Origin of the sequence: Candidatus Anaeroferrophillus wilburensis (assembly GCA_016934315.1) — a bacterium.
GTDB classification, from domain to species: Bacteria; Desulfobacterota; Anaeroferrophillalia; order Anaeroferrophillales; family Anaeroferrophillaceae; genus Anaeroferrophillus; species Anaeroferrophillus wilburensis.
The window spans coordinates 15,684-28,231 of sequence record JAFGSY010000011.1; the positions used below are offsets into that span (position 1 = coordinate 15,684).

Annotated in this window: 12 protein-coding genes; 11 read left to right on the forward strand and 1 reads right to left on the reverse strand. The window is 52.6% G+C overall.

The window, feature by feature from the left end; genetic code table 11:
• Nucleotides 1–13: 13 nt before the first annotated feature.
• Complete coding sequence (locus JXO50_02275; GenBank protein MBN2331909.1) at nucleotides 14–763, reverse strand: 1-acyl-sn-glycerol-3-phosphate acyltransferase; 750 nt, start codon at nucleotides 761–763, stop codon at nucleotides 14–16.
• A 299-nt stretch (nucleotides 764–1,062) separates the two neighbouring features.
• On the opposite strand from JXO50_02275, the gene JXO50_02280 reads away from it, so the two are divergent.
• The 11 genes from JXO50_02280 (at nucleotide 1,063) to JXO50_02330 (ending at nucleotide 12,526) form a co-directional block, all read left to right on the forward strand.
• Entirely contained in the window at nucleotides 1,063–1,530 is a 468-nt protein-coding gene (locus JXO50_02280; protein MBN2331910.1) for a ribosome maturation factor RimP, read from the forward strand.
• Between the two features lie 4 nt (nucleotides 1,531–1,534).
• Nucleotides 1,535–2,950, forward strand: coding sequence for a transcription termination/antitermination protein NusA (gene nusA, locus JXO50_02285; GenBank protein MBN2331911.1), 1,416 nt, complete (start codon nucleotides 1,535–1,537; stop codon nucleotides 2,948–2,950).
• Complete coding sequence (locus JXO50_02290; GenBank protein MBN2331912.1) at nucleotides 2,951–3,226, forward strand: YlxR family protein; 276 nt, start codon at nucleotides 2,951–2,953, stop codon at nucleotides 3,224–3,226.
• 76 nt (nucleotides 3,227–3,302) lie between these two features.
• On the forward strand, nucleotides 3,303–5,993 hold the full coding sequence (gene infB, locus JXO50_02295) for a translation initiation factor IF-2 (GenBank protein ID MBN2331913.1): 2,691 nt from the start codon (nucleotides 3,303–3,305) through the stop codon (nucleotides 5,991–5,993).
• 68 nt (nucleotides 5,994–6,061) lie between these two features.
• The gene (locus JXO50_02300) at nucleotides 6,062–6,358 is read left to right on the forward strand and encodes a DUF503 domain-containing protein (protein MBN2331914.1); all 297 of its coding nucleotides are present in this window, start codon (nucleotides 6,062–6,064) and stop codon (nucleotides 6,356–6,358) included.
• Between the two features lie 42 nt (nucleotides 6,359–6,400).
• Nucleotides 6,401–6,742: a 30S ribosome-binding factor RbfA gene (gene rbfA / locus JXO50_02305; protein MBN2331915.1), complete on the forward strand. Its 342-nt coding sequence runs from the start codon at nucleotides 6,401–6,403 to the stop codon at nucleotides 6,740–6,742.
• A 104-nt stretch (nucleotides 6,743–6,846) separates the two neighbouring features.
• Nucleotides 6,847–7,836, forward strand: a complete 990-nt coding sequence (locus tag JXO50_02310) for a bifunctional oligoribonuclease/PAP phosphatase NrnA (protein MBN2331916.1) — start codon at nucleotides 6,847–6,849, stop codon at nucleotides 7,834–7,836.
• Entirely contained in the window at nucleotides 7,836–8,744 is a 909-nt protein-coding gene (gene truB / locus JXO50_02315) for a tRNA pseudouridine(55) synthase TruB (GenBank protein ID MBN2331917.1), read from the forward strand. The genes JXO50_02310 and truB overlap by 1 nt, the downstream gene beginning before the upstream one ends.
• A 93-nt stretch (nucleotides 8,745–8,837) precedes the next feature.
• Entirely contained in the window at nucleotides 8,838–9,107 is a 270-nt protein-coding gene (gene rpsO / locus JXO50_02320) for a 30S ribosomal protein S15 (GenBank protein MBN2331918.1), read from the forward strand.
• Between the two features lie 164 nt (nucleotides 9,108–9,271).
• On the forward strand, nucleotides 9,272–11,353 hold the full coding sequence (pnp, locus tag JXO50_02325) for a polyribonucleotide nucleotidyltransferase (protein ID MBN2331919.1): 2,082 nt from the start codon (nucleotides 9,272–9,274) through the stop codon (nucleotides 11,351–11,353).
• A 255-nt stretch (nucleotides 11,354–11,608) separates the two neighbouring features.
• The gene (locus tag JXO50_02330; protein ID MBN2331920.1) at nucleotides 11,609–12,526 is read left to right on the forward strand and encodes a J domain-containing protein; all 918 of its coding nucleotides are present in this window, start codon (nucleotides 11,609–11,611) and stop codon (nucleotides 12,524–12,526) included.
• The last annotated feature ends 22 nt before the right edge of the window (nucleotides 12,527–12,548 follow it).

Sequence of the window (12,548 nt, forward strand, 5' to 3'; positions counted from 1 at the left end):
GAGCGTGCCCCTTTTAAGGAGCGGCGGTAAAAGTCTGAAGGTTGTGTTCGATTGTTTTACGGGCCTGCTCAGCCAGGGGAGCGATATCTGCAGGCTTGGCATAATCCGGCGGCATGAGGGGTGCATCGATCTTCAGAGTGATGCTTCCCGGTTTAATGGCCATCGCCCCTTTGGGCTGCAGTTCCCCGGCCCCGACAATGGTTACCGGCAGGATGGGCAGGCCCAGCTGAGCTGCCAGAATAAAGGCGCCTTTCTTGAAATTGCCGAGTTCTTTTCTGCCGGTTGATCTGGTGCCTTCGGGGAAAACCACGATGGAGAGCCCCTTTTCTTTGAGCAACTTACCCCGCTGACGCATGGTGGCGATGGCCTGCTCCCGGTTTTGCCGGTCAATGACGATGCTGTCGCTGTAGCGCAGGAGTAGACCAAACACCGGGATTTTGGTAAGTTCTTTTTTGGCGACCATTCGACAGTGCAGGCCGGAAGCGGTCAGTAGAATGTAGATGTCGAGGAAACTGCGATGGTTGGCGATAACCATATACTGGGTGCCGGGTTTCAGGTTTTCGCTGCCGACAACCCGCACACTGATGCCGCTGCCCCTGAGAATCCATGTTCCCCAGTAATGGGCGCAGAGATTGTGTCCTTTCAGTTTCCAGGCCGGGGGGAGAAGACAGAAAAGGAGGCCCAGGGTGGACCAGAGCAGGGTGCTGATTCCCACCAGGAGATTCGAATAGGTGCCGAGTACAAGTTTTTTCAGTAGCTTCATGGAGGTTCCGTGGTAGTTTATTGGTGCCAACTGTTGTCTATACCGTGAGCTGTTGCATATTGAAAGAAAAAACTTGCTTTTCGTGAATAATAGTGGTAGCTTCCTCTCGTTAATTGGGCTCAGACATGCGGAGTTTTCTCAAAGTGGGCTAGGACTGGCCCACTTTTTTTTTCTTTTTCGCCATGGTTGAACATTGATTGCCCATCCGCTGCTTCGGCATTCCGGATGGCAACGGGAAAGGAATTGGAACACTGGGCGTCCCAGAAAAGAGAATAGCGCAGGCGTTGGAGAGTATCAGTTTGCTGAGCGGAGAGTTGCTCGAATCCCTTGGCTATGAGCTGGTGGACCTCGAGTACGTGACCTCCGGCTCCCGCGGAATTTTGCGGCTTTATATTGATCAGCCGGGTGGGGTTACCCTTGGTGACTGTGCAACGGTCAGCCGGCAGCTGGGGGCCCTGCTGGAAGTTGAGGATGTCGTGCCCTTCAGCTATATTCTTGAGGTGTCATCCCCGGGGTTGAATCGGCCCCTGAAACGGGCCAAGGATTTTCTTGCCCATTACGGTCGAAAAATTAAGATTAAAACGAAAGTGCCGGTTGAGGGGCGCCGGCGATTTATTGGCACATTGCAGGAATATGACCAGGAGAATAATCGCCTGGTGCTGGCTGCGGATGACGGGTGTCATACACTTGAAGTAGCTAATTTCAGCAAATGTAATCTGGTGTATGAATTTCCAGAGGCGGGTAAAACAAAAACAGGTAGGGGATAGGTTTATGTCTTCCAGTTTGAAATTTATTCTTGATCAGGTCAGCAAGGAAAAGGGTATTCCCAAAGAGATCCTGATTGAGGCCATTGAATCTGCCATGGTGACTGCTTCCCGTAAGAAGCTGGGCCAGGGGAGAGATATTGAAGCCAGTTTCAACGAAGAGAGCGGTGAAGTCGAGCTGTTTGAGTTTGTTGAAGTGGTTGAAAATCCAGAGAATTCCTATACTGACATCTCGCTGGAAGAAGCCAGGGAGTTTGATCCTGACGCTGAGTATGGTGACAGCTTGGGGCTGAAACTGGATACGTCTGAATTTGGCCGCATTGCCGCCCAGACTGCCAAACAGGTCATCATGCAGAAGATCAGAGAGGCGGAGCGGGAAAGTATTTTTGAAGAGTTTCATGAACGGATTGGTGAAATTGTCAGCGGTACCGTTCAGCGGATGGAGCGGGGCAACCTGATTGTTAATCTCGGCAAGACCGAGGCCATCCTGCCTCGGGCGGAAACCATTCCCCGGGAAACGTTTCGCCAGGGTGAACGGGTGCGGGCGCTGCTTCTGGATGTTGAAATGACCGTCAAGGGACCGAAAATTGTCCTTTCCCGGACGCACCCTAAATTTCTGATTAAATTATTTGACGCTGAAGTGCCGGAAATCTTTGAAGGGATTATCACTGTCCAGGGTGCCGCCCGTGAACCCGGCATACGGGCAAAAATTGCCGTTTTTACCAATGATCATGATGTGGATCCGGTGGGTGCCTGCGTCGGGGTTCGCGGGTCCCGGGTGCAGAATGTCGTCCAGGAGCTGAAGGGTGAGAAGATTGATATTATCCGCTGGAATCCGGATGATGTCCGTTATGTCTGCAATGCCGTATCGCCGGCCCAGATCAGCAAGATTATTCTCGATGAGAACAATCAGGCGATGGAGATTATCGTTCCCGATGATCAGCTTTCGCTGGCTATCGGGCGAAAAGGGTTGAATATTCGTTTGGCTGCCAAGCTGACCGGCTGGCATCTTGATGTAAAATCCGTTTCAAAAGTAGCTGGTGATTTTGAGCGGCTCTATGAATCGTTGCAGGAGGTTGAAGGCCTTGATAATGTGACCATGGAGCTGCTTTATGATAATGGTTATCGGCAGCTGGAAGACCTTGTTGCCGCTTCCCCGGAGGAGCTGGAAGAGGTGATTGGTACCGATGGGGCTGATGCCAAGCAGCTGGTTGCCTGCGCCCAGCGGGCCATAGAGCAGGCCCGCCTGGCGGCTGAACAGCAACGGGAGGAAGAACAGGCGGCGGCTGAAGCTGCCCTGGAGGTTTCTGAAACTGCTGGTGCCGTTGGTAATCAGGATCCTGTTGCCGATGCCGAGAGTGGTGCAGAGATATCTGCAGAGGGCGAAGCGGATGTTTTGCCAGCCGAGGGTGATGAACGGTAAATGGCGGTGCATAGCGCAGAGCGAACCTGCCTGATCTGCCGTCGGCGAAAACTAAAAGCCGAGCTTTGCCGTTTTGTCCGCAGTGCTGATGGCCAGCTGATCTATGATCCTGCAGCGCGGGCTTCGGGACGGGGATTTTATTTGTGTTGTTCCGCTGCGTGCATCGGCAGTTTTGTTAAAAAAACTCAGCACAAGTCGTTGACCAGGTTTCACCTGCGGGGTTTTACCCCCGAAAGTATTCATCTTTTATGTAACAGCCACCTGTTGGAGCAGTAACCAACTTGTTGACAGCAGACAATACCTATCCATGTAGTTCAGCATCTTCCGGTGAAAGGGGTGACGCGTTTTGATTTTGGGGGAACAGGTTAAAATAAAGGTTTATGAGCTTTCCAGAGAACTGAATCTCAAGGATGCCGATCTGTTGGAGATTATTGCCAGCCTGGAGATTGGAGCCAGTAGTAAATTCAGTTCTCTGAAATATGAAGATGTTGAGAAAATCAAGACTTATTACCGTGAGCACCAAGGGCCGGCGGTAGTTGAAAAGCGTATTGCTTCTGGGGCTGTGCGCCGGCGACGGAAAGCTGCCAAGCCAGCGCCGGTAGAAGTACCTGTTGCCGGTGAAGCTCCGGCTGAAGAGCTGCCAGCGGAAGAAGTCCTGCCAGAAAGTGCTGCCAAGCAGGCCGCCGAGGAGGTTTCTGTCCCTGAACAGGAGGTTCTTGAACCGGTTGCCGAAGAGGTTGCCGCGGAATCGACAGCTGCCGAGGAAGAGATTGGCGAGCTTGAAGTTGAGCCTGTGCCGCCGGCAGGGGAAGTCACGGTTGAACCGGAGGTCTCAGCCGCCGATGAGGTGAAACCGGAAACTCCTCCCGCACCTGAGGCGGTGGAAAAATCGGCCAAAGGTAAAGCCAAGGGAGCACGGGTTATCGGCCGGATTGACCTTGAAAAACTTGAAAAGAAGACTGCCGGTCCGGGGCGCCAGCGACCGGTTCGTGAAGCGGCAAAACCTGCTGCCGGGACACGCCAGCGACCGGCTGCGGCAGCCCCCGATGTCGTGGCGCAGCCTGAAGTGCCGATTGAGGCCAAAAAAATTGGTCGCAAAGGCAAAAAGAAGGCTGAGGTTGTCGAAGAACAGGCTGTTGACGGGCGCCGGAAGAAGCAAAGCCTGAAAAAATCGGTGATCAAGGATCTGGACCAGCTGGATGGCGCCGGGATGCGTGGTCGTGGTAGAGGTAAAAAAGCCAAAGGCGGCAAAAAGCTTGGCCAGCAAACGGAAATTACTACTCCCAAGGAGAGCAAACGGGTTGTCAAGATAACGGATGTGGTGTCTGTCGGTGAACTGGCCAAGCGGCTTGGGGTGAAAGCTTCTGAGGTTATTGCCAGGTTGATGGGGTTGGGAATCATGACCACCATCAATCAGATGATCGATATTGATACCGCTGAACTGATCGCTTCGGAATACGGCCATTCGGTGGAGAATGTTGCTTTTGACGAACAGATTCTGCTGGAACAGGCTCCGGATGAGGAAGGATCGCTGCAGCCGCGTCCGCCGGTGGTTACGGTCATGGGGCATGTTGACCACGGCAAGACATCGCTGCTGGATGCTATTCGGGAAACCAGTGTTGCGGACCGCGAAGCCGGCGGCATTACCCAGCATATCGGGGCGTACTCGGTAGAATTGCCGAAGGGGAGGATATCCTTTGTTGATACCCCCGGCCATGAGGCCTTTACGACGATGCGCTCCCGTGGGGCCAGTATTACCGATATCGTTATTCTTGTTGTGGCTGCCGATGACGGGGTGATGCCCCAAACCATCGAATCGATCAATCACGCCCGGGCGGCGCAAGTGCCGATCATTGTGGCGGTCAATAAAATTGATAAAGCCAACGCCCAGCCTGATGAAGTGAAACGCCAGTTGAGCGAGCATGGTATTGTTGCTGAGGATTGGGGCGGCGATGCCATCTTTGTCGAGGTGTCGGCAAAGAAGCTGACTAATATTGATACGTTGCTGGAAATGGTTCTCCTCCAGGCTGAGATGATGGAATTGAAGGCAAATCCCGATAAAGCCGGCAAGGGGGTTGTACTTGAGTCAAGGCTCGATAAAGGGAAGGGTCCTGTGGCTACCGTACTGGTTAAGGAAGGGACCCTGCGAGCCGGTGATTATATCGTTGCCGGACTTTACAGTGGCCGGATCCGGGCATTAATTGATGACCGCGGCGTCCCGGTTGATACTGCCGGTCCTTCTATTCCGGTGGAAATTCTTGGTCTGTCGGGAGTGCCGTCTGCCGGTGATGACTTCAATGTTGTCAAGTCGGAAAAAATTGCCAAGGAGCTGGCTGATAATCGCCAGCATCAGTTCAGGGAACGGGAAATTTCCAAAACCAGTAAAATATCCCTGGAAGATCTTTTTGAACAGATCCAGGAAGGCGAAGTTGAGAAACTTAACGTTATTGTTAAGGCCGACGTCCAGGGGTCCCTTGAAGCGGTTACCGATTCATTGAAAAAACTGTCCACCGATAAGGTTAAGGTTGAACCGCTGCATGCGGCGGTGGGCGGCATCAAGGAAGCTGACGTCATGCTGGCGTCCGCTTCCAATGCAATTATTATTGGTTTTAATGTGCGTCCTGACATGAAGGCCCAGATGCTGGCCGAGCAGGAACAAGTTGACCTCAGGATGTATTCCATTATCTATGATCTTATTGATAATGTGAAAAAAGCAATGGAAGGTCTGCTGCAGCCGGAGATTAAAGAGATTCATCTGGGGCGGGCCGAGGTTAAAGAGGTCTTTTCCATCACCAAGATCGGTACTATTGCCGGTTGCCGGGTAACGGATGGCAAAATAAGCAGAAATGCCGGAGTTCGTCTGCTCCGTGACGATGTGGTGGTCTACGAAGGCAAGATCAGTTCCTTGAAAAGGTTCAAAGATGACGTTAAGGAAGTGCTGAACGGTTACGAGTGCGGCATCGGCATTGAAAAGTATAACGACCTGAAAGTTGGCGATGTGATCGAGGCCTACACCACCGAGGAAGTGGCGGCCACGTTATAAATCAACGGTATACGGTTTGTGGTACGGAGTGTCAGGACAAGCCGTGAATCTTCAGACTGTCTGTGCCCATGCATGTCGGTGTCTGCCAGGTAGAGCTCTTCCTGCCTGAGAATCGCTCCCTGAAGGGGAAAAGGCGGGTGCTTAAATCGCTGATTCAGCGGATCAGAAACACCTTTAATGTGTCGGTGGCTGAAACCGGCGGCCATGATGATTGGCAACGTTCGGTGCTGGCCCTGACCATAGTCAGCAAAGACCAGGCCTATGTTAACCGGGGGTTGGATAAAATCCTCGATTTTATTGAGGATGCCGGGACGGTCGTGGTTGGTGACTCTTCCCTGGAAATAGTATCCTTCCACGACTGCTGACCAGGATTGCTGGCCAGCCTTCATGCTTCTTGAGAAAACGATATGAGAAATCAGACCGTGCGCTGCCGTCGGGTTGCCGATTCTCTGAAAAAAGAGATTTCGTGTATGCTTTTGCAGGAGGTCAAAGACCCGCGGATTTCATTGGTGACGATTCTTGATGTTGCCGTCAGCCCCGACTTGAGTTTTGCCCAGGTTTACTACACGCTCCATGGTTCTGATGTCGACAAACGGAAAACCCAGGAGGGGTTGCAGAGTACCGCTGGTTTTCTGCGCCGCGAACTGGGTCGGCGTCTCCGTTTGAAGCGGATTCCGGAACTGCATTTTCGTTATGATGATACCGTTGATCGCGGTTTTGAGCTGGAACAGCTGCTGGATAGATTGTAGCAGAGCGGTGCTTGTGCCGGCAGATGTTTCCCGGTACCGTATGATTTTGTTAACGTTTCTTGAGGATAGTTGTCGTGTCTCTAGATCAACAACAGCTGCAGACAATGATCCGGGTATGCTCCGAGGCCAGGACCGTTCTCATTGCCACCCATGTCAACCCTGATGGTGATGCGGTTGGTTCGTCGTTGGCTCTTGCCGCCACCCTGCAGAAATTGGACAAGCAGGTTGTTGTCTATGATCCTGATCCGGTGCCCTATATGTTCAGATTTTTGCCGGGGGCGGATTTAGTTGTCAATACCTTGCCTGAGCATGAGACGTTTGACCTGCTGATCCTCCTGGACTGCAGTGAACCGGGCCGGGCAGGCAGGGAGATGGCCTCTTTTTCCGGTTATCGCCGGACAGCCTGTATTGATCACCATATTACCAATGATCATTTTGCCCAGTTCAACCTCATAGACCCCCAGGCAAGCGCAACGGCTGAGCTGGTGTATGAGGTTGTTGCGGCTCTTGATGCTGATTTTTCCCGTGATGTGGCTGTTAACCTCTATACGGCAATTCTGACGGATACCGGATCGTTCCACTATGAGAATGCCGGCCCTCGCTCCTTTGCAGTTGCCGGAAAACTGGTGGCCAAAGGGGTTGATCCCTGGATGGTGGCCCAGCATGTCTATGAAAGCGAGCCGCTCAACCGCTTGCAGTTGCTGGCCTATACCCTGCAGACGCTGCGCATCTCTGCAAATGGCAAGGCTGCCTGTGTCACGGTAACCCGGGAGATGTATGCCAAAACCGGGACGAATGCTGAGCATACGGACCGGTTGGTAAATTACCCTCGTTCCATCGATGGGGTGGAAGTGGCTTTCATGCTCAGGCAGACAGGTGAGCGGTCCTATAAGCTGAGTTTTCGTTCCCGGGGCATGGTGGACGTTGCATCCCTGGCACAGGAGTTTGGCGGTGGCGGCCATAAGAATGCCGCCGGCTGCCACCTCGATGGTTCTGCCGATGACATTATTGCCATGGTTTTTGCAAAACTGGATGATCTGCTGGAGGTGACCCGGGGGGCAGGCGGTTTCGCGGCTGTTTCACCAAAGGCCTGATGGACGGCTTCCTGGTAATTGATAAACCTGCAGGGATGACTTCCCAGGGGGTTGTTTCGCGGGTCAAACGCCTGCTGTCAGTCCGTAAAGCCGGTCACACTGGGACGTTAGATCCCCTGGCTACGGGGGTTCTGCCCGTTGCTCTTGGTAAGGCAACCAGGCTGATTCCCTTTCTTGACGAGTCGATCAAGGTGTATCAGGGTGAGATGCAGCTGGGGATCGAAACCGATACCTATGATATCCAGGGTGCCGTTGTTTGTCGGCACAAGGGGCGGCTGAACTTTTCCCGGGCCGAGATAGAACAGGCTTTCATGTGTTTTACCGGCACCTTTCTCCAGGTGCCGCCGGTCTATTCGGCACTCAAGCACCAGGGAAGACCTTTGTATGCCCTGGCGCGCAGCGGCAATCCGGTGGTGCCACCACCCCGGGAGATAACGGTTTCCTCCTTTGTGCTGCTGGCAGTTGAGCTGCCGAACGTGGTGTTCAGGGTCCACTGTGTTCGCGGGACCTATGTTCGTTCTCTGGTTCACGATCTGGGGCATTATCTCGGCTGCGGTGCAACACTGACCGGTCTTCGCCGTGAACAAAGCGGCCCCTTTACCCTGAATCAGGCAATTGATCTTGAAAGGTTGCAGGATCTAGGTGAGCCGGAGGGATTTCCGGCTATGTTGTCCATGAGCAGCGTTCTTGGATCCATGCCGTCCGTAACGATTGCCGATCCTGGGCAGCTGGCTTTGGTTAAAACCGGTTCACCCCTGTCGGTACAGGAGGTGGAACAAAATTTTGAGCAGCCGCCGGGTACTTTCTGCCAGATTCTTGATCCGGTGGGAAGATTGTTGGCCATCGCCTGCCTGGTTCTTGAAGATGATCACCGTAAACTGCGGATGAAACGGGTTTTTTGGCAATAAATTCTTTACATTACCATGGTCCTGTGGTAGGCAAAAAGTGCATATGTGGCCTTGGTTAGGACAGTATTACAGTTTGGAGGAAGAGAAGAGACAATGGTTATGGAAAATGAGCAGAAAAAGACAGTTATTGAAAAGTACAGACTTCATGATAGTGATACCGGATCTCCTGAGGTTCAGATTGCTTTGTTAAGTGAGAGGATTACCTATCTTACCGAGCATTTCAAAACCCATAAAAAGGATTTCCATTCGCGTCGGGGGCTTTTGAAGTTGGTCGGCCAGCGCCGTCGCCTGCTTGATTATCTGAAAAAGAAAGAGTTTCAGCGTTATAAGAATGTTATTGGCAGTTTGGGCCTGCGGCGTTAGGTCGGGCTTCTGTTGTGACATGTTGGCTGGCAGACAGACGAGCAGGGGGATTCCCCTGCTTTTTGTTAAATCAAAAAACGCAATTGCAGGAAGGCTTGAGTTCATTGGAGAACTTCATTGCAGTCCCTTCCTAGCTTGCACAAACGAAAAAAATAGGAATCTGAATGCAGAATTTTTGTCAAATCGAAGTTGAAAAGAGTAGTGTTACCCTGGAAACGGGAAAAATGGCCAAGCAGGCCAGTGGTGCTGTTGTGGTCAGAGCCGGTGATACGGTTGTTCTGGTGACCGCAGTGGCTGAACGAAAGGGGCGGGAAGGAATTGACTTCTTCCCTTTGACGGTCGATTACCGTGAAAAGACCTATGCTGCCGGCAAAATACCAGGAGGATTTTTCAAGCGTGAAAGTCGCCCTTCTGACCGGGAAACATTGACTTCCAGGCTCATTGATCGGCCAATCCGGCCCCTGTTTCCCAAAGGATTTTCTTGCGAAACCCAGGTGATCGCGACGGTACTTTCTGTTGACGGCCAGCATGATGCTGATGTGTTGGCACTGACGGGGGCTTCAGCAGCTTTGATGATCTCTGATATCCCCTTTGCCGGACCGGTGGCCGGTGTCCGCGTCGGCCGGATTGATGGTCGGTTGATTGCCAATCCATCCGTCGACCAGATGGCTGAGAGTGATCTGGATCTGGTGATGGCCTGCAGCCGTGAAGCAGTGGTTATGGTTGAGGGTGGCGCCCATGAACTGGCTGAAGAAATTGTTGTTGAAGCCTTGGAGTTCGGCCATCAGGCCGCTCAACCATTCCTGCAGGCTCAGCAACAGATGGCGGCAAAGGTTGGTCGGCAGAAACGCCAAGTGGTGGCCCCCCAGCTCAATGAGCAGGTGTCCGCGCTGGTGCAGGGTGACTATGGTCCACGTTTTTCAGAAGGACTTGCCATCAATGATAAACTGGAGCGCCGGGATTATTTCAGTGATTTGAAAGGTGAGATCGCTGAAAAACTGGGTGCCCTGGAGATTCCGGTAAATGATTTGGGGGAAATCTTTGAACATCAGTTGGCGGCTGCCATCAGAAAGCAGATCCATCGGCAGGGGGTCAGGATTGGTGGGCGGTCCGTCGATGAAGTAAGACAAATTACCACCGAGGTGGGGCTGCTGCCCCGGGTCCACGGTTCAGCCCTCTTCACCCGCGGTGAAACCCAGGCACTGGTTACGGTGACTCTGGGAACATCGTCGGATGAGCAGCGGATAGATGCCCTTTTGGGGGAGAGTTTCAAGCGGTTTATGCTGCATTATAATTTCCCTCCTTACAGTGTCGGTGAAGCCCGTTTCCTCCGTGGTCCCGGGCGGCGGGAAATCGGCCATGGGACGCTGGCCGAGCGGGCCTTGACGCCGGTTCTTCCCGCTGCCGAGCAGTTCCCCTATACCATCCGTGTTGTTTCCGAGGTGCTGGAATCAAACGGTTCATCGTCCATGGCAACCGTTTGTGGCGGTTCCCTGTCGCTGATGGATGGCGGTGTTCCCATCAAGGCGCCGGTAGCCGGTATTGCCATGGGTCTGGTTAAAGAAGGGGATGATTTTATCGTTCTCACTGATATCCTTGGTGATGAAGATCATGTTGGTGACATGGATTTCAAGGTGGCAGGTACCCGGGAAGGGATAACGGCCATCCAGATGGATATAAAAGTTACCGGTATCAGTCAGGAGATTATGAAAAAAGCTCTCAGCCAAGCCAGGGAAGGAAGATTGAAGATCCTTGGGGTGATGGAGCAGAGCCTGGCTGAGTCCCGGGCTGATATCTCTACCTATGCCCCCCGCATCCTGACAATTACGGTTCATCAGGATAAAATCCGTGACGTCATCGGGCCGGGAGGCAAGAATATCAGGGCGATTGTTGAAAAAACCGGAGCCAAGATTGATATCGAGGATAGCGGCGAGATCAAGATTGCTTCCGCCGATGAAAAAGCATCAGCAATGGCCATTGCCATGATTCGTGACCTGACCCAGGAGGCTGAAGTAGGTAAAATCTATCTGGGGAAAGTCCAGAAAATTATGGATTTTGGCGCCTTTGTTGAAATTTTCCCAGGAACTGACGGGCTGGTGCATATTTCCCAACTGGCTCACGAACGGGTCCGTGATGTGCGGGATATTCTCAAGGAAGGCGACGAGGTACTGGTGAAGGTGCTGGAAATTGATCGCCAGGGAAAAATCAAGCTTTCCCGTAAGGATGCTCTGGACAGCCAGGCATAAGCTAGGTGCTGTTAAAGGATATGTGTCGGTGACGTAAAAGGCGGGGGTATCACCCCCGCTTTTTTTTGTGGCGGCCGCCATTGATGCCGCTTTACAAAATTTCAGCTGATGACTATACTGAAAAGTGATTGTACGATGGAAACACTGCTGTATGCGGGGTTTGATCAAGGTTGTTGGCAAGCGAACTCTATGGATTGGTTGATGGTCTGCAGATTGTCCATGGAGACTGATAGCGGGTGAGGAAAGGATTGTTCTGTGGCTGGAAAAGATTACTATGCCGTACTTGGCGTCGATAAAAAGGCTTCTGAAGAGGAGATTAAAAAGGCATTTCGCCGGTTAGCCCGCAAATATCATCCTGATATGAATAAAGATGATGCTGAATCGGAAAAGAAGTTCAAGGAGATTAATGAGGCCTATGAGGTTCTGGGAGATCAGCAGAAACGTAAAGAATATGATATGTATGGTGCTACCTTCCAGCAGCCCGGAGGCTTTCATGGCCATCCGGGAGCTGGTGATTTTGGCTTTGATCTCAATGACCTCTTTGGCGGCCGTGCGGGTGGTCGATCACGTACCTTTACCCCCGGAGGCGGTGACTTTTCCCATGTTTTTTCCGACCTCTTTGGCGGTTCCGGTGGCGGTGGTTTCCAGCAGGGACCGCACAAGGGCCATGATATCAGCTATGAAGTGGAAATCAGCTTTGCAGATGCGGTTCATGGGACAGAACTTGTTCTGCAGATTAATAACCGCAAAGTAACGGTGCGCATTCCCCCTGGGATCAGCAACAACGGGAAATTGCGGGTTAAGGGCAAAGGCCAGCCGGGAATCCACGGCGGCCCTCCGGGGGACCTGTTGCTGCGCGTTAAGGTGCTGCCCCATGAAATTTTTGCCATGAATGGTTACAACCTCCATTGTCAAGTGAAAATCCCAGTGACCTTGGCGATGCTTGGCGGCCGGGTTGATGTTCCCACCTTTGATGGTAAGGCGGTGCTTAGCCTGCCGCCCGGAACTCAATCGGGTCAGAAATTTCGCCTGCAGGGTAAGGGGGTAAAAAAAGGCAAGTCCGGTGCCCATGGTGATGAGATCGTCGAGATTGAGGTCCAGATTCCCAAAAAACTTACGCCTGAGGCCAGGAAACTGGTTGAACAGTTGGCAGCGGCCATCTCCGCCGCCTGATGGCCGGCAGCATCCGGAACTG